21 protein-coding genes are annotated in these 23640 nt (G+C 46.3%); 12 read left to right on the top strand and 9 right to left on the bottom strand.

Annotated elements, in window-relative coordinates:
- Positions 1-275 precede the first annotated feature (275 nt).
- Positions 276-1541, top strand: a complete 1266-nt coding sequence (locus AC27N8_RS22585) for a GDSL-type esterase/lipase family protein (RefSeq protein ID WP_487069653.1) — start codon at positions 276-278, stop codon at positions 1539-1541.
- A 466-nt stretch (positions 1542-2007) separates the two neighbouring features.
- Here the strand turns inward: AC27N8_RS22585 and tpiA are convergent, their stop codons facing one another.
- From tpiA to gap, 3 genes are all read right to left on the bottom strand, one after another.
- Positions 2008-2796, bottom strand: coding sequence for a triose-phosphate isomerase (tpiA, locus tag AC27N8_RS22580; RefSeq protein ID WP_487069652.1), 789 nt, complete (start codon positions 2794-2796; stop codon positions 2008-2010).
- A 123-nt stretch (positions 2797-2919) separates the two neighbouring features.
- Positions 2920-4113, bottom strand: coding sequence for a phosphoglycerate kinase (locus AC27N8_RS22575; protein ID WP_487069651.1), 1194 nt, complete (start codon positions 4111-4113; stop codon positions 2920-2922).
- Positions 4114-4226: 113 nt separating this feature from the next.
- Positions 4227-5240, bottom strand: coding sequence for a type I glyceraldehyde-3-phosphate dehydrogenase (gene gap, locus AC27N8_RS22570; RefSeq protein ID WP_487069650.1), 1014 nt, complete (start codon positions 5238-5240; stop codon positions 4227-4229).
- Positions 5241-5944: 704 nt separating this feature from the next.
- Between gap and AC27N8_RS22565 the strand changes: the two genes are divergently transcribed.
- The 5 genes from AC27N8_RS22565 (at position 5945) to AC27N8_RS22545 (ending at position 10319) form a co-directional block, all read left to right on the top strand.
- Positions 5945-6694 (top strand): SDR family NAD(P)-dependent oxidoreductase, encoded by a 750-nt coding sequence (locus AC27N8_RS22565; RefSeq protein WP_487069649.1) that lies wholly within the window; start codon positions 5945-5947, stop codon positions 6692-6694.
- A 121-nt stretch (positions 6695-6815) separates the two neighbouring features.
- Complete coding sequence (locus tag AC27N8_RS22560; RefSeq protein WP_487069648.1) at positions 6816-7952, top strand: outer membrane protein assembly factor BamB family protein; 1137 nt, start codon at positions 6816-6818, stop codon at positions 7950-7952.
- A gap of 19 nt (positions 7953-7971) precedes the next feature.
- Positions 7972-8166: a hypothetical protein gene (locus AC27N8_RS22555; protein WP_487069647.1), complete on the top strand. Its 195-nt coding sequence runs from the start codon at positions 7972-7974 to the stop codon at positions 8164-8166.
- A gap of 100 nt (positions 8167-8266) precedes the next feature.
- Positions 8267-9247 carry a TAXI family TRAP transporter solute-binding subunit gene (locus tag AC27N8_RS22550; RefSeq protein ID WP_487069646.1) on the top strand — a complete coding sequence of 327 codons (981 nt, stop codon included), beginning with the start codon at positions 8267-8269 and terminating at the stop codon, positions 9245-9247.
- A 196-nt stretch (positions 9248-9443) separates the two neighbouring features.
- Positions 9444-10319 carry a hypothetical protein gene (locus tag AC27N8_RS22545; RefSeq protein WP_487069645.1) on the top strand — a complete coding sequence of 292 codons (876 nt, stop codon included), beginning with the start codon at positions 9444-9446 and terminating at the stop codon, positions 10317-10319.
- 184 nt (positions 10320-10503) lie between these two features.
- On the opposite strand, the gene AC27N8_RS22540 is transcribed toward AC27N8_RS22545, so the two are convergent.
- The 3 genes from AC27N8_RS22540 to AC27N8_RS22530 all read right to left on the bottom strand — a co-directional run bounded on the left by AC27N8_RS22540 (position 10504) and on the right by AC27N8_RS22530 (position 14635).
- Positions 10504-12087, bottom strand: coding sequence for a serine hydrolase domain-containing protein (locus AC27N8_RS22540; RefSeq protein WP_487069644.1), 1584 nt, complete (start codon positions 12085-12087; stop codon positions 10504-10506).
- Positions 12088-12373: 286 nt separating this feature from the next.
- On the bottom strand, positions 12374-13780 hold the full coding sequence (locus AC27N8_RS22535; protein ID WP_487069643.1) for an outer membrane protein assembly factor BamB family protein: 1407 nt from the start codon (positions 13778-13780) through the stop codon (positions 12374-12376).
- Positions 13781-14041: 261 nt separating this feature from the next.
- Positions 14042-14635: a TetR/AcrR family transcriptional regulator gene (locus tag AC27N8_RS22530; protein ID WP_487069642.1), complete on the bottom strand. Its 594-nt coding sequence runs from the start codon at positions 14633-14635 to the stop codon at positions 14042-14044.
- Between the two features lie 160 nt (positions 14636-14795).
- On the opposite strand from AC27N8_RS22530, the gene AC27N8_RS22525 reads away from it, so the two are divergent.
- On the top strand, positions 14796-15581 hold the full coding sequence (locus AC27N8_RS22525; RefSeq protein ID WP_487069641.1) for a DMT family transporter: 786 nt from the start codon (positions 14796-14798) through the stop codon (positions 15579-15581).
- Positions 15582-15667: 86 nt separating this feature from the next.
- Here the strand turns inward: AC27N8_RS22525 and AC27N8_RS22520 are convergent, their stop codons facing one another.
- Entirely contained in the window at positions 15668-16195 is a 528-nt protein-coding gene (locus AC27N8_RS22520; protein WP_487069640.1) for a P-loop NTPase family protein, read from the bottom strand.
- Positions 16196-16588: 393 nt separating this feature from the next.
- Between AC27N8_RS22520 and AC27N8_RS22515 the strand changes: the two genes are divergently transcribed.
- The 3 genes from AC27N8_RS22515 to AC27N8_RS22505 are packed head-to-tail and all read left to right on the top strand — an operon-like array spanning position 16589 to position 17988.
- Positions 16589-16846, top strand: coding sequence for a hypothetical protein (locus tag AC27N8_RS22515; protein ID WP_487069639.1), 258 nt, complete (start codon positions 16589-16591; stop codon positions 16844-16846).
- Positions 16836-17189: a rhodanese-like domain-containing protein gene (locus AC27N8_RS22510; protein ID WP_487069638.1), complete on the top strand. Its 354-nt coding sequence runs from the start codon at positions 16836-16838 to the stop codon at positions 17187-17189. Before AC27N8_RS22515 ends, AC27N8_RS22510 begins: the two co-directional genes overlap by 11 nt.
- A 28-nt stretch (positions 17190-17217) precedes the next feature.
- A complete protein-coding gene (locus AC27N8_RS22505) occupies positions 17218-17988 on the top strand; it encodes an enoyl-ACP reductase FabI (protein WP_487069637.1) in 771 nt (256 codons plus the stop codon).
- A gap of 312 nt (positions 17989-18300) precedes the next feature.
- Here the strand turns inward: AC27N8_RS22505 and AC27N8_RS22500 are convergent, their stop codons facing one another.
- Positions 18301-19911, bottom strand: coding sequence for a S1 family peptidase (locus AC27N8_RS22500; protein ID WP_487069636.1), 1611 nt, complete (start codon positions 19909-19911; stop codon positions 18301-18303).
- Between the two features lie 106 nt (positions 19912-20017).
- Positions 20018-20584: a GNAT family N-acetyltransferase gene (locus AC27N8_RS22495; protein WP_487069635.1), complete on the bottom strand. Its 567-nt coding sequence runs from the start codon at positions 20582-20584 to the stop codon at positions 20018-20020.
- A gap of 261 nt (positions 20585-20845) precedes the next feature.
- Between AC27N8_RS22495 and AC27N8_RS22490 the strand changes: the two genes are divergently transcribed.
- Both AC27N8_RS22490 and AC27N8_RS22485 read left to right on the top strand, forming a co-directional pair.
- Positions 20846-21754 carry a LolA-like protein gene (locus AC27N8_RS22490; protein WP_487069634.1) on the top strand — a complete coding sequence of 303 codons (909 nt, stop codon included), beginning with the start codon at positions 20846-20848 and terminating at the stop codon, positions 21752-21754.
- 284 nt (positions 21755-22038) lie between these two features.
- On the top strand, positions 22039-22941 hold the full coding sequence (locus tag AC27N8_RS22485; protein WP_487074731.1) for a DUF6612 family protein: 903 nt from the start codon (positions 22039-22041) through the stop codon (positions 22939-22941).
- The last annotated feature ends 699 nt before the right edge of the window (positions 22942-23640 follow it).

The raw sequence follows: 23640 nt of genomic DNA, 5'->3' as shown, positions 1-23640 counted from the left end.
AAATGTGGAGAAGTTATCCACACTGTGGACAACTTTGGGGAGTGGAATCGGAGTATGGCAAGGATGCCTTAAATATTTTGTCCCCCTTTACTGCTTGAAGAGAGAAACACGCCTATATATATTTAACATGTGATTTGACAAGCAATTTGTTGTTCATGTTAACACATAATCCTGTCCGGTACTGCTATTGACCGTTACGATAATAATTTTGGACATCGAGAATGTCAAATGACAGAGAGCCACAATAATAACAATAATAAAAGGAGCACATTACTTTGTCTATCAAAGATCAGGAACAACCTGTATTACCTCTTCAAAAGAATATGAGTGGGACAAAAAAGCAGGCTCATCGATCTCTACTACAGAAAGCCATCCTCTTCATGGTGGCCATTCTCGCAAGCATCATTGGTTTTGGAACGTCTCCTATTTTACATAGCTTTGCCGCTGGCATCACGCCAGCGCGACCGACAGGCTTTCAGGCAACACCTGGCAATGAGCCGGCATCTTCAAGTAGTCAGTCGGTCTGTTTAAGCTGGAATGCCGCATCAGACGCCACAGCCTATGAGGTTCAGATCACTGATCTCGCGACAAACGCCGTCAGCGTGTCAGCACCGCAAACAGCCCACACGTTTACCGCAGGATCGCTTGCCGTCGGACATTGGTATCGTTTCCGCGTCATTCCATTGAACGGAAGTACTGCTGGTCCTGCTTCTACCTACCTTGATGTACGTACCAAAGGATTTAACGGCTCCTATGACTCTTATTTTGCCATGGGCGACTCGTACTCCTCTGGTGAGGGGAATCCTCCCTATTCTGATACATCCTGTGGCATCTCAAAGTCCGGTTTTGCCTATCAGCTTGGCGTTGGAGCTCCATCACCTACCATGATCGCCTGCGCAGGAGCGAACTTAGATAATATGGACAAAGTCTCTCAGGGATTAGCCGGCCACCAATTCTGGCAGTTGATGACCAGCGGCAAAAGTGTGACTAATGCACTGATTACCCTGACCATTGGAGGCAACGATCTCGGCTTTGCTCCTGAACTCACAAAGTGCATTGTTTCCGACTGCACGGTGGACCAGGTTGCACTGAGCCAAAAAATCACCTCATTGCAGAGCCGTCTGGCTCAGGTCTATCAGGAGCTGCGTAACTATGCTCCCGCCGCCGATATTATCATTGTTGGCTATCCTTTGCTGCTCGCCGACCCATCTCAGGCTATCTGCCATGATGCAACGACACAAGCTAACTTCAGTGCTGCTGAGATGACTATGATCCGTACATTGGCAACGCAGCTTAATACGGTGATGCAAACGACCGCACAGAATGCCGGTTTAACCTACGATGCTACCTATCCATCCTTCGAGGGGCACGAAGCTTGCACCAGCAATCAGAGCAGCGAGTGGATCAATGAAGTCACGCCCAACGATATCAATGGCTCTTTTCATCCCAACCAGTTGGGACAAGCGGCTTATAAGCAAACAGTGAATCTGGCCCGCTATATCCTCTACGTCAATGGGCTGGTGCGTCAAGAGCCTGCGTAATAAGTACACATTCCCAAAGCACTCAAAAGGATAGTGGTCAGGGGCAGGGTAAGTGCAAAGCTGATAGGCGCAACTTGTTTAGCGCCTATCAGCTTTGAAATAGAACAGCTATATCCAAATCACTGCTACGTGCCCTCATCATCGTTTGGAGGATCTGGAATAATGTGAAGGCTTCAGAAAGCTCTGAGCGCGTTAGGAGGGGGCTTTATCTTCTCTATGAGTATCGTAAGGGGTGGAGAGATGGAGAAGCCTTTTCTCGCTATTCTCAGGGCGATGTAATGTTGAGTTAAATGTAGCTGAAATAACACAAGATATTTTTTTACTCGAGCAACAATTTCCATAACTTTTCACCGCTAATAATGATTTTTCTCTATTCATACTATGATTTAGAAATTTTTCTGTCATACAATAGAAAGATGATAAGAGATGTACCATTTTTCTATTGTATGTCGCTTTAAAAAATATGTCAGGCTACTTTAGCGATTGTTTCTACTATCTTGATAAAATCAGATTTAATGCTTGCTCCACCGATAAGACCACCATCAATATCTGGATACGCAAAAAATTCACCAACATTATCTGATGTGACACTGCCCCCATAAAGAATGCGAATGCTATGAGATGCATCTGCTCCGTAGATATCAGCGTAGGTAGAGCGAATGAATTGGATGACTTGATTCGCATTTTGTGCAGTCGCAGCTTTGCCGGTCCCGATGGCCCAAATGGGCTCGTAGGCAATGACGATCTCTCTGGCCTGTTGTTCATTCAGGGAGGCCAGGCTTGTCAGGATCTGAGCTTTGATAAAGGCGTTGGTTTCCCCTGCCTCATATTGCGCTAAATTTTCGCCGACACAGACGATAGGACGTAACTTGTGCTTGAGAGCAGCCAGGGTCTTCTTATTGATAAGTTCGTCACTTTCGTTGAAATATCCGCGGCGCTCAGAATGGCCCAGGATAACAGTCGTACAGAATTCTTTAACCATGCTGGGCGAGATTTCGCCAGTGAAGGCTCCCTGCTCCTCAAAATACATATTCTGAGCTCCCAACTCGATACCTGGGGCAGGCATAGCGTCTAATGCTTCACGAACTGTGGCCAGGGAGATCGCTGGAGGACAAAGGATGCTCAGTATGTTACTGTTATGGCGTGTGATTTGTCCTAACTGAGGCAGGATTGAGACAGCGAAACTGGAGGCCTGTTTGGGTCCTAGGTTCATTTTCCAGTTGCCCGCAACAATGGCTGTGCGCGATTTGGTCATATGGTGCTCCTTTACAGATATTGATGAGTTGAGCTGCGCTATACTACGAAGGATGGCCAAACCTGGCCATCCTTTGATTTTTGTTCAAAAATGAAAATGGCATCTCATTATATCATTTTCGTTTTATGCGTCTTGTAGAGCGGCAACGCCAGGAAGCGTACGACCTTCCAGGAACTCAAGTGAAGCTCCACCACCGGTAGAGACGTGAGTCATCTTTTTCGCTGCTCCCGCTTGTTCGACGGCAGCCGCTGAGTCACCACCACCGATAATAGTTGTTGCTCCCTGGCGGGTGCGTTCAATCAAGATATCAATCACTGCATTGGTGCCTTTGGCAAAGGCAGGCATTTCAGCGACGCCCAGGGTGCCATTCCAGATAATGGTCTGAGCGCTGCCTAGCACCTGCTTGAACTTCTTGATGGTATCTGGTCCAATATCCAGAATGCGCCAGCCCTGAGGCACGTTATGGACGTCTACAACCTGATGATTGGCATCAGCTGCAAAGCGGTCCGCAATCACTACGTCAGAGGGCAAAACAAACATTTTTCCTTTACGTTGAGCCAGATCAATCAGGACTTTGGCCACATCAACTTTGGATTCCTCATAGAGTGAGTCGCCGATCTCTAATCCCTGGGCTTTGAAAAAAGTATTTGCCATTCCGCCACCGATCAGAATAATATCGGCGATAGTGATCAGACGCTCAAGGACAGCTATCTTATCGGAGACTTTTGCCCCTCCAACTACGGCCGCGAAGGCACGGGCGGGATGCTCTAAGGTGCTCCCTAAAAAGTTAAGTTCTTTCTCAACCAGAAAGCCTGAGACTCCTGGCAAAGTGTGGGTGACGCCCTCTGTCGAGGCGTGGGCTCGATGGGCTGTACCAAAGGCATCATTGACATAGAGATCGCCTAAGGAGGCCAGCTGTCGCGCGAATTCTGGATCGTTCTTTTCTTCTTCGGCATGAAAGCGCAAGTTTTCCAAAAGTAAGACTTGTCCAGGCTGGAGGGCTTGCGCTTTGGCGGTCGCGTCCGGACCAATGGCATCATCAGTGGTTTCAACGGGACGCTTTAAGAGCTCGCTTAAACGTTTCGCTATGGGTGCCAGACGCATCTCCTCGACGACTTTTCCCTTGGGGCGTCCCAGGTGCGACATGAGAATGGCCGATGCTCCGTTGTTGAGCAGATACTCAATGGTTGGGAGTGCGGCAACAATGCGAGTGTCATCCGTAATGTGTAGGTTGGCATCCAGGGGAACATTAAAATCGACGCGCACCAGAACACGCTTGCCGGCGACATCGATATCACGTATCGTTTTTTTATTCATCGCTTTGTCCTGTAGCTATCCCAGCAGCCAATCAAGATTAGCTCCTGAGACATAAAATGGCGTAGCTATACAGTTACTGTATAGCGTACGCCATCATTTCTTGCCGTAAAATTTTAGAAGCCTTTTGAGCCAACAAAGGCGGCCAGATCTGCAACACGGTTGGAATAGCCCCATTCGTTGTCATACCAGGCCAATACTTTGACCATGTTCTTGCCGATGAGCATGGTCGAGAGGCCATCAATGATTGAAGAGTGTGCATCTCCACGGAAGTCAACGGAGACCAGAGGCTCGTCGGTGTAATCCATAATGCCTTTGAGAGAGCCTGCGACCGCCTCTTTGAAAGCGTCGTTGACGGCCTCAACTGAAGCTTCTTTCTTAGTTGTGATAACAAAGTCTACCACTGAGACGGTGATTGTCGGGACGCGCAATGACATGCCATCGACGATACCCTTCAACTCAGGGATGACGAGGGAGAGGGCACGAGCCGCTCCGGTCGTGGTTGGGATGATACTGTTGCCAGCGGCACGAGCACGGCGCAGGTCGGTGTGGACTTGGTCGAGAATACGCTGGTCGTTGGTGTACGAGTGAATGGTATTCATCATGCCACGCTCGATACCAAAGGTGTCGTTGAGGACTTTGGCGGTTGGGGCCAGACAGTTGGTTGTACAGGATGCGTTCGAAATAATGTTATGCTTGGCGGGGTCATAGACATTCTCGTTGACACCAAGGACAATCGTCAGATCTTCGCCTTTGGCAGGCGCGGAGATGATGACTTTTTTGGCTCCGCCTTTCAAGTGAGCGGCAGCTTTGGATGCGTCAGTGAAGAAGCCAGTGGATTCGATGACGATATCTACACCAAGATCACTCCAGGGGATCTGGGCAGGGTCACGCTGAGCAATGACTTTGATGGAGTGACCATTGACAATCAATGTATCTTCTGTGGTCTCAATTGTGCCGGGGAAGTGTCCATAGGTGGAGTCGTATTTCAATAGATGGGCATTGGTTTTTGTGTCAGTGAGGTCGTTGATGGCGACAACCTCGATTTCACCAGCATGATTTTCGAGAATTGCTTTGAGGGATTGACGTCCGATACGTCCGAAGCCGTTGATACCTACGCGGGTTGCCATGCTTTTTCTCCTTATTATGTTGTCGTAACCCTGTGTACAATGTGCCCATAGAGATCAGGTTATTTGCCCTGTCTCATAATACATACCTCACCCCGTTGTGTTCTATCACGCATAACCTCTTCACATATTCTGCTCTAGCGTCTATATTTCGTATATTGCTTGTGCTTTGAGAGTGTGTCGAGACATGTTACTGATGCATTTCAACCTTGAAATACTTTGTGAGAGTAGGCCAGTACGTATTGCTCTTCCCCAGAAGGTCTGCCCAAACACTTCCTTACCCTCTATTTCAGTACTACAAGATTAACACTTGCTGGCGAAACTAGCAATATGTCTATGTGGAGAGTTTAGTAGGCAAGACAAATAGTTGTGATTCTGCTGTTATGGATAAACTATCTATACGGGTGTAATGCGCTCTGAGGCTTTGCCTGTAGAATAATAAAAGAAGATGTTATACTTCAAATATATAATGCTTTTCCTCGCCGAAGCCCATGATGAGACAATTTTAGGAAACATCCTGGCATAACTTGATTCTTGTTGATGAAACGCTTTTTGCACCAATGTAGAAATCCATGAACGTGCGATCTTGCTTTCTCTGGGAAAAGAGAATGTTTCACGTGAAACATTCTTCTCACCGGCAAAGTATAATGGTGTCAATTGGATATACTTTCGCTATCGTTATTGGTCTTGTCGGTAAGGAGATGACATTGATATTTCAGAATAAAACGGTTGTCGTCACTGGAGCTGGTCGCAGTATTGGGAAGACGTTAGCCCTGGGTTTTGCAGCTCAGGGAGCTACGGTGTTGGTCCATTACTCTCATTCGCGCCGAGGAGCCGAGGAGGTGGTCCAGCAGATCGAGTCTCAGGGAGGCAAAGCCTTGCTGGCTCAAGCTGATCTGCGTCAGCCGTCCGAAGTCGCTCGTCTGGTGCATGAAGCTCATACGCAGCTTGGACCAATTGATGTCTGGATTAATAATGCTGGCGCCAGTGCAAATTCGGCTGAGACCCGGGGGATGAGTGAGATTGAAGTCTTTGAGCGCATCATGGGGACCGATGTTATGGGGACCTGGCGTTGCTGTCGTGAAGTAGAGCGTTATATGCGCGATGGCGGATGTATCTTGACGACTGGCTGGGATCGCGCTCTCGATGGTGCCCCCGGTTTGCCAAATCAGATGTACGCCATGAGCAAGGGGGCAATTATGTCACTGACGCGTTGCCTGGCAATGGAGTTTGCTCCTAGAGTACGTGTCAATTGTATCGCGCCCGGACGAATCGAGAATGAATGGTCCCAGACTCTGCCGGAGCAAACAAAGCAACAGGCTGCACAGGAGATCCCTTTAAAACGTTGGGGTACCCCCGAGGATATCTTGAATACTGCTCTGTTCCTTGCTTCTCCATCTGCCTCGTTCATGACTGGACAGGTGTTATTGGTCAACGGTGGTGAAGTTATCCGCTAGTGTGAAAAGACTATCGCTTACATGCCTGTTTTTTGCCTAGGTGTTTGCTTGTCTATCTTAAAGATGTGCGTACGTTTTACTAGCAGGGATATAGAGGATCTATAGCACAGAGAGATGTCCAATGACGAGCCTTTTGGAGAAACGTGCCAGGCAGACAAATAGCGGTATCTATATCGCCAGGCGCTCGCTGATTTATAAGATCCATATTAATGGCAAAGGCATACTGTGGAAAAAAGAAGTGGCTGGCCTGGGCGCGTCTTTGATAGTTGAGAGGAAGATTGTCTACGCATATTCGTCGCAATTTGAAAGCTATGTCTATGCGTTTCAAACAAACACAGGGGCTCGGATCTGGTCGACTCGTGTGGCGCCCTATCTTGTCCATAATAATATTCAGAAGAACGAACTGATGGCAATTACTATCTCAGACGATGTAGTGTTTGTTCTTGCGCGCCAGGGAACCATCTATGCCTTGGATGCGGCGCGAGGGACGTTGCTCAGAAGCTGGGAAACATCTTTAGTTGATGAACTGCAACTTGGCAATCTCTCTCTAACCATCGCTCAGCGCATTGTATATTATACGCAAGCCAATCTGCTCTCAGCCCTGGATCTTCAGATTGCTGAACCTCGCTGGTCGATTGCACTACAACAGCAGCAGTTTTTTCTGACTCATATCCTTTACGAGAATATCCTGTATGCTATCGCCGACGCAGACCCTGAAGGCTGCTATCTCTATGCATTTCTGGCTACAACTGGAGTGCAGCTCTGGTGCTCCGATCTGATACCTGATCCTGTCTTTGATCATCCCGTACTTGTGGATAAGCGTATCTTCTGCGTTGGTGTGACTGGCGTACATGCTCTGGATGCTGTAAATGGTAAACGACTCTGGACTCATATTGTCGGAACTACGAACTATCTCAAACCATGCGTCGAAGGCGAAACGCTCTATCTGTGTTTGCAGAGCAGTTATCAACAGATATTGGCAGATGGCGAGCCTCATGATCGGAACCAGGGAGCTTTGCTGGCACTTTCGATCGTCGATGGATCGGTGCGTTGGTGGCGAAATATCGCTTTGCGTCCAACAATGTTTCACGTGAAACATGGGGTTTTCTATGTATATGTGGAGCAGCGTGATGATCTCTACGCTTTTGACGCCGAAAATGGTTCGACCCTCTGGCATATCGATCCGGCTCTAGATCCAGCGCAGAGTCAGTTAATGGTCCAGCCAGGATTTGGTTCCTCGTTGATCGTGACGCCATGATCAGGTTGGGGAAATGATCATGGCAGTAGAGAATGTTTCACGTGAAACATTATCCTCGCCGGTAAAGTATAATGAATGGTCTCAGACCTTATCTGAAAAAACAAAACGGCAAGCTGTCGAGGATATTTCTCTCAAACTTTGGGGCATTCCTGACGATATTCTAAATACGGTCTTGTTTCCAGCTTCTCCCATCGCTTCATTTACAACTGGATAGGTGCTATTGATTAATGGTGGTGAAATTGCCCGCTAAAGATAAGGCAAAATTAGTATTGAGTAGATGGTGCAGATACTATGTTGCACTGGAGGTTTGATCGATGACTACAAATCCTGATAAAATGCCCGTAGTAACTCCTGATACCATACGACCCAGGTTGATATTCGAAATTGCCTCTGAGATGATGGGGGCTCACGATTGGCCGTACCGTGAGGCGCATGTGGAGTTGAGTAGCCAGGGCGGTGAGCCTGGAGTTTTCCGTTTGTATGGTGCCAACCATCCAGATGCGATTCAGAAGATAGCTGAACGGAAACTTGACATCGCTATTCTGAATCCAGCGGCGTTATTGACAATGGCATACCGCGGCGTCGGAGCATTCGAGAAGCCTGTATCGGTGGCGACGATTGCGGTCCTGCCACATTATGACCAACTTGGTTTTGCTGTGACTGAAGCGTCTGGCATTACTTCTCTTGAGCAGATTCGTGAGCAACGTTATCCGTTACGCCTCTCGGTACGAGGATCACTCGATGCCTCGACCAGCTTGCTTGTGAACGTCGTTTTGAAGGCTCATGGATTTAGCTTCGAGGATATCATCGCGTGGGGAGGAAGTATCTCTTATGATCAACCCATGCCAAACGCATCTTCACGTCTGGGCCGAGTGCGTAGCGGCGAACTGGATGCAATCTTTGAAGAAGGCATCATGGTATGGGGCAACCTTATCAGTGAATCTGGGATGCGTTTTTTACCTATTAATGAAGAGCATCTTGTACAGCTAGAAGCACAAGGATTCAGACGTGCTACTATCGAGGCATCGCGCTATCCCACTCTGCCTATGGACATACCCACAGTAGACTTTAGTGGCTGGCCTATCTTCACCCACATTGAGGCATCTGACTTACTCATTAAAAATTTCTGTGCCGCGCTCGAAGCCCGCCAGCAACGTATTCAATGGAATATTGGCCCTTTAGATCAGCCACCTTTACCACTGGAGCAGATGTGCAAAGATACGAAAGAGACTCCTCTAGACGTTCCATTTCATCCGGCAGCAGAACGTTTCTGGCGTGAAAAGAGTTTTCTTTAAAGATTAGTCCCGGGCTATCTGCTTTTTTATAGTGATAGTCAAAAAGCATTGATGGATGTTGTAAATGTGTAATGAATTACTTTTAGAGTGTGAAATGACTTACTCTTAGAATGTGCAAAATCCCATAGGAATAGATTATTTTCTACTCTACAATATGCATACAAAAACATAAATGTATATGTATAGGAGAAACTCTTTGAGAAAACATCAATCATTCACATTTTTGAGTGCTTTTATTGCACTGGCATCGTTGCTTTTTCTGGCTGGCTGTGGAAACGCGGCTAATGCTTCAGCTTCTACCAGTACGACATCTAGCATTACATCTAGCACGACATCTAGCAAGACATCGACGGTTCCGCTGAAAGTAGTAAGTGTAGATATGAGCCTTAGTATTCCATCCGCAAGTTCATATACCTGTGGTACAAATATAACAGAGACGTATACGGCAACATTTCATTTTCCAACTCATAACGCTGGCGGAACCGTGAAATTCGAATATACTATGAATAATGGCCGCGCTAGCAAAAATGCTACCCTGACCGTTGATCCTGGACAAACGACGAAGGCGTATCAATTCAGCTGGTCTGGTTCACTTAATCCCTCCAGTACCGTTCCAGGTCCTGGTGGTGTTGTGGTGACGGCACCTAATGCTTATATATCCAAATTGTTGGCACCAACAGGTACGTGTATCGCTCCACCTAGTCCTACTCCTACTCCGGCCCCTTCCGCTCCTTTTACTGTAACTAGTGCCTCGGTAGTAGTGACTCCAGAAGTTACCGCTCATCGCTGCGGTAGCCATATAGAGACTACCTACACTGTAACTTTCAATGTTGCACCAGGAGGTCCAGGTGGCACCATTAGCTTCCAATACTCGCTCAGCTCTCATGCTGAGGGCACAACTGGCTCAGTAAATGTGGCGGCAGGACAGACAACCGCTACCTACACATTTACGTGGTCTGGGACTATAAATCAAAGTGGATTTCAACCACCAAGCGGTTTTGTAACAGTAACTGCTCCTAATCAAATTACTATGGTTTCGGGTGCACCTGAAGGTGGATGCACTGATATGTAGTAAGCTCTAGCTTTATAACAAATGATCTGACTCCCCAGGACACGTTATAGTACTGGGGAGTTTCTCTGTACTTATGTTTCACGTGAAACATTCTCTCCATTTTTGTTAGTTACTATTAAAGATTTGTGGCAGCTATCTGAAGATCAATGTTTCACGTGAAACATTTTATTGTGTCAGGATGAGCTTAGATTTTTTGATAGATCCAATCGGGACCTTGTAAGACCGCAGATACTTCATCATTATCATTTGTCACAAATTCGAAGATACTCCAACGAGAACTAAAACGTGTGGCATCTATCGGCTCCATGACAATTTCAAGCTTGTCCTCTTGCGAGTGAATTCGAAGTTCGTCCTCAACGATACGAACAGTATATGTGTCATGGTCCTTGCGTGTATAGATCCCTTCGAAGCTTTTCCATCTTTGCGGATCAGGTGTCGTGATGATTTCTGTACGTTTGTGGATAAAGCAATTTACATAGATATACGGTGCTGGTTTTGTGGAGGATGGAAATCCTATCGAGATAGGAACTTCTTTATTTGCGGGATATCCAATGTAGAGGTCTTGACGGATTGGTTGTAAAGGGATGATCTCATTGTTCTTCTTTAAAATGAGCTGATCATCTACGATCTCAATTTGAGCCAGACCATGCCAGAAGCCCAGATACGATCCACAATAGCCTGGCCAGCGTGAACGATCAGGATCAATAATCTTTAGCTCCGCTTTTTGCTCTGGCAGATGAAGTAATTGATCAAAGATCTTGTTGGTTATCATCTCGCCTTTATCAAACCAGCGATTAAAAGTCAGAATGACAGCCATCCCGTGTTCTGGAAGGAGAGTCAGGCGGCTGCCGAAGGTGCTGATCCCTCCATCGTGCCAGAGGTATTCCATCCCTCTATAGGTCTTTAAAAAGAAAGTAAGTCCATAGGCTGTCTCTTCGAATGTGTAGAGGGGAGCCTGCGATGTATGCATTTCTTGCAGCGACGCGGGAGTCAAAATGTGTTGGTCTTGAAAGTTGCCCTGCTGCATATGCATAATAGCAAAGTTGGCCAGGTCTGTGACTGTGGATATAGCAAAGCCGGCGGGATAATGGGCCGCATTGTCTGCGTATTGGTGCTGTACATGGAGTGTCCCATCTTCGTCGAGATCATGCGAGTGAGCCAGTGGATAAGTCATTGCTACGGTCGGATCGAATGTGGTGCGGCGCATCTGTAAAGGCTCAAAGACCAGCTCCTGCATAAGCTCCTTGTATGGTTTGCCACTGACAACTTCGGCGATGTATCCCGCTAGAATAATACCTGGATTGCTGTAAGACATGACGCTGTTATAGGGAGCAATCAGTCCATACGCGGGTATCTCTTCTCGTATAAATGCTTCCAGGGCTTGTGGGTCGCGCTTCCCAAAATGTTGTCCATCGGTTGGCAGGCCCGATGTGTGATTGAGAAGCATACGTAACGTGACATGCTCTGTTGCTTTCGTATCATGCAAGCGTAGCCACTCAACATATGTTTTGACTGGTGTATCCAGATCAAGTTTTCCTGCTTCGACCAGGCGCATGATAGCCGTGCCTGTCAAAGGTTTTGTCACAGAGCCAATGCGAAACAGCGTTTCTGGCGTTACCGATAGGCCTCCATCCTCCACGCTCGTAACTCCAAAACCTTTAGCATAGATCAAATTGTGCTCTTTGACAATTGCCAGCGCTAGCCCAGGGATACATGCATCACGCATGATTTTATCAATGTCTTGCTCCAGTTGATAAAAATTTAGCATTGTGGTATCCTTTCGCGATTCTGTAAAATGGGAAGTATTTGGGGGAAGGAAGACGTGTGGTAAGTATAGTTTGTGGGTTCTGAAAAAGCAGGATGGTAGATTACAGACAGATTGTATGCTTTTTGCTATAATGAGGTCAAGAGAAAAGATAGTGTGATGTTATAAAGATTGAGAGAATGTTTCACGTGAAACATTCTCTCAATCTTATCTTCAGCGACTAAAATTTGGTGGCAGTCATTTGAGGATCAATGTTTCACGTGAAACATTGTAGCTATCTCAGAAAAATTTACGAAGGTTGTGTGATCACGATGATATTTGTAAGGTAGGTTGCATCGGTTTTTGAAGTAGGTTCAAATGTATACTGCCAGAGTTTGTGCCCATCGGTTGTCTTGTAGGCGATTAAGGTTCCATTTGCACTTGCATAGATAGTCTGGTCGATGACGGTATTTGCCTCGGCTATTTCATAGGATTTGGGTTGCTGCCAGCGTATGCTACCGGTAGTGGCGTTCAGTGCCAGCCGTTCGTACATAAAATGTTGTGCGTTACTATCTGCACCTACCAGCCCGACATAAATTTGATTATCCTTGACAGGCAAAGGTTTGCTGCTATAGCTAAGCATATCTTTGGGCGGCTGGTTGTACCATATCTGTTTCCCATTTGTTGTGTTCCAGGCATAGACTCCTGCGCCGGCGATATATGTACTCATACTCGATTGAGAGATGGCGTAAATTTTGTCGTTTTGGATTGTGAGGTCTCCGAGGCTGTGATATGTTTTGGCTCCATGCCAGAGCTCAATGCCTTTGGTGGCAGTATAGTCACTGATAGAGCATTGGTCAAGTGGGTCACAGATGACGGCGTAAGCTTGCTGTTTAGCAAGGGCGATGGATTGGCTAAGTTTTTGATTACTTGGCAGGTTGTGTGACCAGATCTGCAAGCCTTTTGTAGCATCCAGGGCATAGATACGATTTTTGATGCCACCATAGAGGATATTATCCTTCAGTGTGAGATTGATAGGTAGATAGGTTTGAGACCATGAAGAGCAGATTTGTTTTCCTTTTCCATCTTTGGTTGGACAAAAGATCCCGCTTGTTTTTGTGTCGTAGTTCCAACGGATTGAGCCTGTGTTGGCATTGATAGCATAGACTTTGCCCAGCTGCGAGGAGACATAGACGCTATTGCTATCTGCTACTGGTGCGGTTAACCTCCCAAAGCTTTCTCCTATACTATCAGTCTCTGATGGTGGTTGGTTATAGGTCTCAAATTCGGTATGCCAGAGCTCTTTCCCCGTCTGGGTACTGAAGGCGTAGACGAAGTTCTTGCCATGCCCGGTTGTGGGTAGTGAGAATACTTCGATGTAGATATGATCTCCGACGATAGAGAGAGTGTTATCCGACATCACACTATCTGAACCTGTTACATGTGGCTGCGTCTGCCAGAGAAGTTTTTTTGTCTGTTGATCCAACTTGGAGATGGTTATTTTGTTGAACTTCTCATCCCGGGCAATTGTGTATATATACGTATGCCTGGATTGAGGAGGACTCGATGTCTGAGTACTGTTACCACAAGCGGAAAGCAATAGGTTAAAAGACAATAGCAGCAGACCTATCAGAGGGATGATCTGTGTGATGCCTGCGATACGATGAGGTTTATTTATGTTCGCATTATTAGTGTTAACCAGATTTTCTTTGTTCATAACTCTACCCTTTTTTATCAGGAAATTTCCATACTTCCTATGGGTAAATGTATATGAAGATGAGAACAATCACATGGGGCATCTGACATGCATCAAGGGCGGCAATTTGTAATACTCTATTGTGCTCTTTTTTACAAAGGAAATTTTTAATGTTTCACGTGAAACATAGTTTCTGTGTGCCGCGCTATCGATAGGGATGAAAAAGATTGGATGCTGACTTTTTTTTCCCGCTTAATTTGTATCCAGATTTTTTGTTGTCTGTTATATGTGCTGTCCTGTGTTGGAGAGAATAGCTTGTAAACTTTGTTCCAGAAGTATAAGAACTTGCTCTCTTGGGATGTCTGGTTGCTCCAGCCATTGGAGGCAGATCTCCTGAAAAAAACTGATCCAACCACGTAAGCCAAGTCGTAGCAGAGGATCAGTGGCGCTATTTTTTACTTGCTGGAAAAATAAGGTGAATTGATGTTGGCGATAGGCTGCCAGCAATGCTTCAGCTTCTGCATCTGAACCGATGCCTCCACGAAAAACCATTCTTGCCAGTGCAGGAGATTGCTCGAAGAGAGATAAGAATGCATTTAAGCAATCATGGAGGTTCTGAGAATTTTCAGGGATCTGGCTCAGCGTCGTAAACACACTGCGTAACGTCTCCAGATAAAGATCGCGCTTACTGGAGAAATAGTGATAGAGTAAGCCCTTTGACATAGAAGCCTCAATTGCAATGTCATCAATTGAAATTTCATCATAGGGACGACTCGAAAATACACGCTGACTGGCTTCGAGAATAACCTGTATGCGTGCATCGCGCGAGAGCACTTCACGCTTCTTTGTCTTAGTAGGTGGGGATGATTTCATCATAGGTAGATGTACCTTTCTAGCGCTCCGGTCAATGTGCTAATGGCAATGTTCTGATTAGAAGTATAGCATAGAGTGTACTTCTGCTATGATGGCTAGCTGAGAAGTTATTCCCGATAACGTTTCTTACCATTTAAAAAGAAATTGATCAGGAATGTTTCACGTGGTACTTCTTCGTTATGGAATTGCCTCTATCATCCTGGGCATCTATGCGCTGTTTACGCATATGCGCCTTCCGCGTCGACGAGATATCCCGCGCTTTGCGCTATTGGGTTTGGTTGGGATTGCTTTCTATAATGTGGCACTCAATGGAGGAGAGATTCGTGTGTCTTCGGCAGAGGCGAGTTTTCTCGTGGCATCTGCTCCTATCTTTATGATTATCGAGGCCATGCTCTTTCTTGGAGAGCGTGTACGTCTCTGGGGATGGATCGGCATCGCTGTGAGTTGCACGGGGATTGCTGTCATTACGCTTAGCCGAACAACGGGCTTTCAAGCTGATGGATGGGCTCTACTTGTGTTGAGTGCAGCTCTGGCTCAAAGCCTCTATTCCATCGGACAGAAGTCTCTTTTGGATCGCTATTCTGCCTTTGAGTGTACCGCGTATGCTATCTGGATCGGGACCATTTTTCTGTTACCTTTCTCTCCTGGTGTGCTGGCCGAAATTCATAAGACATCCTTTGCCGCGACCGGTGCTGCTATCTATTTAGGCATTTTTCCAGGAGCGCTGGGATATGTGAGTTGGGCGTATGCTCTTTCGCGTCTGACTGGATCAACTGCCGCTAGCTTTCTTTATCTTGTGCCACTGATTGCTATGGGGATCGCCTGGCTCTGGCTGGGCGAAGTGCCATTATTATTAGATCTCCTGGGAGGCATCCTTGTTCTCGTCGGAGTCATTATTGTGAACACACGACGAGAGAGACAGATTGTCCTGGAGGCAGCGAAGCCCTGAATGAGAGATCAGAAGAGGACGAGAATATATGATAGGAATGTTTCACGTGAAACATTCCTATCATATTTGTATCAGTGACCAGAAATTCAGACTGCTGATTGAGGGGAGTAGGTTTGAAGAAAATTCTGTAGCTGGCGAGGTGAAGTAATATGAATAATCTGTCTGGTACCACGGAATGTTTCTACAAGTTGCAAGAGTTGTGGACGTCCTTCATGATGAATATCCCAGATCATGCGCATGAGCTTGCCTGTCATGGGTAGCATCGGACAACCTTCTGGACCATCGGGACGAGGTCGAAAAATACATTTTATCTGGCGTTTGATCGCCCACCAGTAGTGAATAATGAGAGGATGATCTATGATGATGATGGTGTCGGCCGCCTGGAAACGAGCCTCAATATCTGGCCATGATCCCCAGCCATCGATAATCCAGCGATCCAGAGCCAGCAATTCTTCATGCTTTTGATGAAACTCTTCCGCCGAGGCCGGTATCCAGCCAGGTTTCCATTGGATCTTGTCGATGGGGTAAACGGGCAGACTGAAGAACTTTCCAAGCTGGGAGCAGAGCATTGATTTGCCTCCTCCCGCATTCCCGATAATCGCAACTCGCGTCATTCAATATTCCCCCTTTGGATATTGTTACTGAATACAATAGACGTTCCACTGTCTTTTTCTAGTATCGTGTGGATATACTGTATTTACTAAAGCATAACAGATTTATGTCCTTAAATGTTCTGTTTATGAAACGATCCACCTGCCACTTTAGATTAATGATGTTTCACGTGAAACATTGTTATCAAAACAGTGGCATCAAGTCAGACGCCGTAATGTTTCACGTGAAACATTTTTTTACGTGGCACTAAAATAAGATAAAGTATCGACGAGTCACTGAGGTTTACCTGTACCGAGGATGTTCTGTTTCCCCTTGCTGTCTCACCTCGAATTTGTTACACTGTGGTGAGAATTAAAATCGATCAGCATAAGTAGGACGAAAAGAGGTAGGTGTCTATGCGAGCCGTCGACGATGGCAGTCCCAAATATGCTGCTGTGTTACGCGTCTTGCTGAGCTGGAAACAGTTACCGGAGAGCGATGTCTCTCGTATCCTGCACGACTATTTCCTCATAACTGATGATTTCCGTGAGATGGAAGATCAGGGATATCTTACAATGGCTTTTGTTGGTGATGAGTATATGATCACTCCCACCTTATTAGGCCGTCTCTGGCTAGAGCAATACGAAACGGGAGAAGCTACTAATGGCATCTAATTTTGATGATGAGGTGTTACCTTACACGACTATTGGGACGGATGAAGCGAAACGTATGGTCGAGGCCGGTACACGCATTGTGGATGTGCGCAGACCCGACGAGTGGAATTATGGACATATTCCTGAAGCCACCCTGGTGACTATTGAAGGTATCTATACCTTTGGCAAAGCACTCCAGCAGGAGAATATTCCTCTCGATGAGGATGTGATTTTTGTCTGCGCTGCCGGCCAGCGTAGCTCGATGGCTTCGGAAATCGCTTCGCTTCTGGGCTTTACAAAGGTGTATAATCTTGCCCGCGGCATGAGCGGATGGACCAATCGTGGTTATCCCATTGAGCGCTAGCATATTGTTTTTTAAGGAGAGATAGAATATGCCCTTATTAGAAGGCAAAAAAGCCTTTATTTTTGGTGTTGCGAATCATCGTTCGATTGCCTGGGCTATTGCTCAAGCGTTGGCACGAGAAGGAGCCCAGATCGTTCTGGCATACCAGGATCGCATGGAAAAATATGTTCGTGATCTGGCTGCAAAGATTCCAGGTACGGAACTCATTCCCTGTGATGTCCAGGATGACGCTCAACTCGATGCGGCCTTCGCTAAGGCTGGTGAATTGCTTAATGGCCGCCTGGATATTTTGATTCATTGTGTTGCCTTCGCACCCGCTAGCGAACTGGAAAATCCTTTCCTGCAAACTACGCGTGAGGGATTTCATACCGCTCTGGATATTAGCGCCTATTCACTGGTCGCTATGTCAAAGCGTGCTGAGCCTCTGATGAAGGAACATGGCGGTAGCATTCTGGCTCTGACCTATATGGCCAGCGAGCGCGTGATGCCAAAATATAACGTCATGGCTGTTGCTAAAGCTGCATTGGAGTGCAGTGTCCGCTATCTGGCCTTCGAGTTGGGCGAGCATAATATTCGTGTGAACGCTATCTCTGCCGGCCCCTTAAATACTCTGGCCGCACGCGGAGTCTCTGGTCTGACTGGTTTCCGCGAGCAAGTTGCTACCGTTTCACCTCTGCGCCGCAATATCGAGCAGAGCGAGGTTGGCGATACGGCTCTCTTCTTGAGTAGTAATCTGGCTCGCGCTATTACGGGCGAGATCATGTTTGTTGACGCTGGCTACAACATCATGGGTGCATAGCAAGCTTACATTTTTGGTGGACACCCATACTATGGGTGTCCACTTTTTTTCTTCCTTACGCCAAGCTATAATGTTTCACGTGAAACATTATTTTTCACTTTGCTTGCTAGCATGAAATAAATATCCTGGTATGGACTTTATGAAGGCGTGGTTTTCTTAGAGGCAGATAATGAACTGAAGGGCGAGAATGTAAGCAAGCAACTTGTGAAGCTTCATTAGAATTTCGCTGTTATAAAAAACTTTCTGAAGAGCAGAGCGGATACATCAAGAAAATTCCTCTTGATGTGTCCGCTTTGTTTGTGTGGCCTATGGCTAGACAGATGTTGGTGCGGGTTCCCCACAGATACTACAGAAGCGAGCATTTGAGCGATTCATATGTCCACAAGGCCATACTTTAAGAGCCAGAGTACTTTGTCCGACCGAGGATGCGTCAGGAGCCGGGCTCGTGGATGGTGGGGTCGATGCTTGTGATATTGAGCTGGCTTGCTGATCTGGTGCTGAAGTTGCTCTACTCTCGGCTGGCTTGCCTATAGATGCTGCTTTCCTTGCGATGATGACCTTGTTCTTGGGTTTTTGTCGTAGCGCTGCTCCAAAAAGTAATCCAACCAGTACGATCAGAACTGCAATCGCTCCGATTGTGAGCGTGATCGCTTGCCAGGTGACGGCGCTGGCTGACTTTGGCGAGGTAGGTTGCTTTTCTCCTGAAGAGGTTGGTGTACTGGCTGCTACAGGAGTGCCACTTTGTGTCTGTGCGTATGTTTGATATTGTTGGGCCGCTTTAAAGAGAGGATAGCTTTTTATCAGTTGTCCAAATTCTTGCTGGGCTTTGCTCCAATGTCCCGTTGTAGTCGATGCATAGTCATTGAAGGCTTGCGCCCAAAGTTTCTGTTGATTCCCGGGTGTCGTGTTCAATTTCAAACTCTGCAACATACTCTGAGCGCTACTGCTGGCCTGGAGAAAGCTGGTCCCATTCAGTCCACCAGCACTATTTGTCGTGCCAAAGCTGACCACGCCGACGATATTTCCTTGATCATCTAGCGCTGGTCCGCCGCTATCTCCGTGCTCGACATTACCGCCGACTTGAATCAGAGGAGCACCACTGCTACTTGTCTTCAATGAGCTGACATAGATCTGATTTAACGATGGTGTGAGCAGGCCATCAGGTTCCTGGCTGACATCGGCGTTGCCCGGAAAGCCGATGATCGTGAGCTGATCCTGAGGATTCACCTGGCTTGAGTTACCCAGCGGGACGCTTAAAGTATCAGTCAGTGGCACGTGGATGATGGCTGTATCCTCCTTATCAGGAGAACTCTCCATCTTTATCTTATCGACATTGGTACCAATACCTGCCGGCAAGGTATTGAAGTTGCTGGCATTGGTCTGGCTGGTGTAAGCGGTGCTTAAGAAGATAGTGCTGCTGGGTTTCTGATACGTGGGCGTGTTTTTCAATTGTCCTTTGGTCAGTTGCTGAACAACCTGATCGCTGGTAACTTGTGTGGATGAGTTCTTGTTCATATAATCGGCGACATCTTGTGCTGCCTGCGTATAAAGAATACTATCGAGATCGCTCTTGGGAGGACTGACGACGTGATCAGCGGTAAGTATATCGCCCTGGGAGGTGACAAATGTTCCTGTGCCAGACAGGTTGATTTGATAGCTACCATTGGACGTTTGCGGAAAGGTGACATCGGTATTTTTGTCGGCGAAGTGTACCGCCAGCTGAGCATTGATTGAAGTAATAATGCGCACAACCGCTGGCTGAGCAATATCGACCTGACGTACCGTCGCATTGCTGATGTTGCCTCCAGGGATACTTTCGGCCAGTGCTGTGGGGCTACCTACGAGGCAAGCACAAAGTATACCGGTGGCGACTAATAAATAATAAAGTTTGTGGCGAATCATTTTGCTATAAATCTGCTGCATATGTATTATTCCATTCCTATCTGTAGAGATAGAAAATGGTTAAATTAACTCTATCTCTCTACAGCAAAAATACGTTTTGTAGGTACTATGGTTGCAAGGCGTACATTTAAGAAGCGTTGCGATGTTTCCACGCGCTTACCTGCAAGCTGTAGAGCCGCAAATCAACGTAGTGGTCATGATGCCATTCGCCTTCATGGATGATACCTTCCTCGTGAAACCCCAGCCGTTGTGGGATAGCACAGCTGCGTATGTTATCCAGAGCGCAGCGAATTTCTACTTTATCAAATTGGAGATCATCAAAGGCATAGGAGATCAGTGTCTGGCAAGCTCTGGTCATGATACCCTTGCCTTGAAACTGGGCGGCCAGCCAATAGCCGATTTCTACGCTTCGACTGATCCAATTAAAAGGATGGTAGCCAATCGTTCCCACTATCTGGCCTTGATACCAGATTGAGCAGGAGATCGTTTCATTACTTTGATATTGTGCTTGAGCACTACGGATATAGGCGAGCTCGTCCTGTACTGTCTGTGTTGCTTCAATCCAGGGTAGCCATTGGCTGAGATATACACGGTTTGTATCTATCAAATGAAAAAGAGTTGGAGCATCTTGTTCGGTTACCAACTTCAATTCAAGGTCAGCATCAATTCTGCGATAAAAAGGTTGCTTTGCCATAACTGAAAATCCTCTGATAAAGTATTTCTTTCACTAACTATACTATTCTCTCTCTAAGGATATGACTTTAAGGAGACGACTTTCCATATGGTATCACGTGTCATCGCAGTATCTACAATTTTTTATAAGCCTGCTGGATAAATCCCGATACCTTGGTTTTGCCGAAACTATTTGCTACTCTTCCAACGTATCTAAATAGGAGTAATGGAGTATCATTGCAACAATCTAATGGTATATATACATAAAATGAGGGAGCTTACTGTGAGAGCACATCAAAAATATTCATTTTTGTTCTTTTCGCTCATCGTATTGGCGTTGTTTGTAAGCGCATGTACATCGACGACGACTACTACTGGAACCAAGAGCACGCTGACTCCGGCACAGATTATCCAGAAGAGTGCCACTGCTATGAAAAACTTGAAATCATCACATCTTGAGATTACATCGACGACAAGCGCCGCCGCTGCAACTACAAGTTCGCAGGCGAGCAATACATCATCCACGCCGACAGCGGTGAGCACAACTGCAACAGTAACAGGTTCGGGCGATCAGCAGGGTAAGGATCAGAGCCTCAAACTGACGACCAAGTCCGGACAGCAATCGGTTCAGCTCGCTGAAATAGTGAAGGGCGACAAAGTATATATTCAGAATCAGCAAGGCAAATGGTATGTTCTCAGTGCCAGCCAGGTAAGTGGTCAGTATTCCAATTTGTTCTCAGGTGTCTCTATTGATCAAACATCACTGCTGGGTGTCTTACAGGATATCAAGCTGGTTGATCATAATGACGAGAAACTGAATGGCATCACTGTACGCCATCTGACAGCTTCACTGGATAAAAACGCTCTAACGCAATTGCTCCAGCAGGATCCTCAATTAAAGAGCTCTTTGGGCCAACAAACGATAGACTCAATTATCAGTAGCGCCAAAGAATTCTCCGCAGTAGTTGACGTCTGGATTGGTGAGAGCGATTATTATGTTCATCAGAGTGAATTTAAACTGAAAATTGTGGCAGATCCTTCGAAGGTCTCCAAGACGGCGCCTTCAGTAGCGATGACCTCGGTTGACTCAAAAATTAATCTGAGCAAATTTAATGATCCTGTGACAATCACAGCTCCTGCTAATGCAACTCCTACTACAGATCCTGCCACCATCTTTGGCGTAAGTCAATAGGAGTAGCGGCATACATTTCAGCTTGATATAAGCATTATTCTAAAGCGACATTGTCTGGAACACAGCAATGTCGCTTCATTTTTAGCTACCTTGAATCCTTTTAAATATACCAGATGAAGTATTTATAGTAAAGTAATTTTACTATGCTCTATTTTTGTCCCTATTATACCACTGAATGTGATTTTATACATGCTACTATAGAAATGCGTACTAAATATAGGCGCTATGGAACGGCTGTGAAATATGTAAATCCATATGCAAAAGAAGGAGCTTTGATTTTGAGAGTGCGTCAACATTACCCATCTTTGATGCTTTTGATGGGAGTACTCGCTCTACTTATGAGTGCATGTACATTAAATGCAGGTGCTAATGGCCTTACCCCATCACAGGTTTTGACAAAAAGCTTGAGCGCCATGCAAGGTTTGAGAACCCAGCATATGACTATTACCTCTACTGCGAGTATCCAGGCGAGCAAAACCGCATCCGGCTCTGATCCTGTGACTGTGGGGGTAACGACAACCGGTACTGGCGATCAAGAAGGCCAGAATCAGCATTACAATTTGAACAGTCACGTCAATGGACATGGAATGAATGTTGCTGAAGTTGTCCAGGGGAATAAACTTTATATCCAGAATCAACACGGCAAATGGTATGATTTGAGCTCAAATCAGTCCGTACTCCAATACTCTCAGCTGCTCACAGGCGCTACTATTGATAAAGTTCTTTTGCGCAGTGGTATTGCGGATATGAAATTAACCGATCATCACGATGAGACTCTGAGTGGAGCGACGGTGCGTCACTTAACGGTTACATTTAATAAGAGTGCCTTGACGCAGTTGCTTCAGCAGAGTTCGAAGTTGCAGCATTCTTTTGGTCAGCAGACACTGAGTCAGATGGTTACCAGTGCACGATCGGCTACTGTGATTGTTGATGTTTGGATTGATGAGAGTACTTTCTATATCCGTAAGACTGAATTTAATGCAAATATTGTTGCTAACACATCCGGTGCTACGAACATTATTCCGCTGGCCGGCATGACGACGGGTGTAGCTATCGTTAATTTCAGTGGTTTTAACCAACCTTTGTCTCACGCTATTGTCGTACCAAGCAATGCTACCCCTACGAATAGCCTGGAGACTGTCTTTGGTTTAACACCAAAAACATTTGTACAAAAATTACTGAAATAATTAAGCATTCTTAAAGAGATACCGTACCTACTTCGGGCTTCAAGACTTAGATAGGTACGGTATCTCTTTTTTTCTTTTCTCCTCAAATCTCCTTACCCGGATTTTGAAACTGATAGTCATAGGGCTTGACAGGAGTGGGATACCTGTGGCATAATCACAAAGCTGTCAAAAAGCGACAATCACCGAATCTTCTGCAAGAGAACGTGCTCCTGTCCTTACGCATCAGTTGTGCCACGCTAAAGTGGCTCTCCGAGATTCATCTCGCTGGACTTTCCCAACATTGGTTGAGACTCTCCCGTAGGGTGTGTCGGCTCTTTTTTCTGGTCCTCTGGCCTGTCTTGACAGGCCGAACGACACGAATCACGAGTTTTCGGAACCGCGCAAAAATTGCTCGGAAAACGCTTGACAAAGCACAAGGGATATGCGATACTACAGCTACGGAACGAGCGAGACACAAAACAACGAAACGCTCGACCCACACGAAAACAGACGTTTTCGTAGATTGTACCTTGACAACTGAAGAGTGGAAAGCAGAACAGTAACTGGAACACACAGGTGTTTCACGTTCCTGTCAATTCGGTCCCGCATGTCATGTGCGGTGACCATAATCTCTGCGAATTTATAGCCAATGTTAATGTAACTTGGTCATGATCGCAACTTAACGCATATGCTTTTTCGCATCTCGTCCGCTGTGATGAG

This window comes from Dictyobacter sp. Z7_2 (assembly GCF_057551105.1).
Note: the sequence above shows the minus strand (reverse complement) of the source record. Positions and strands in the feature narration are given on the sequence as shown.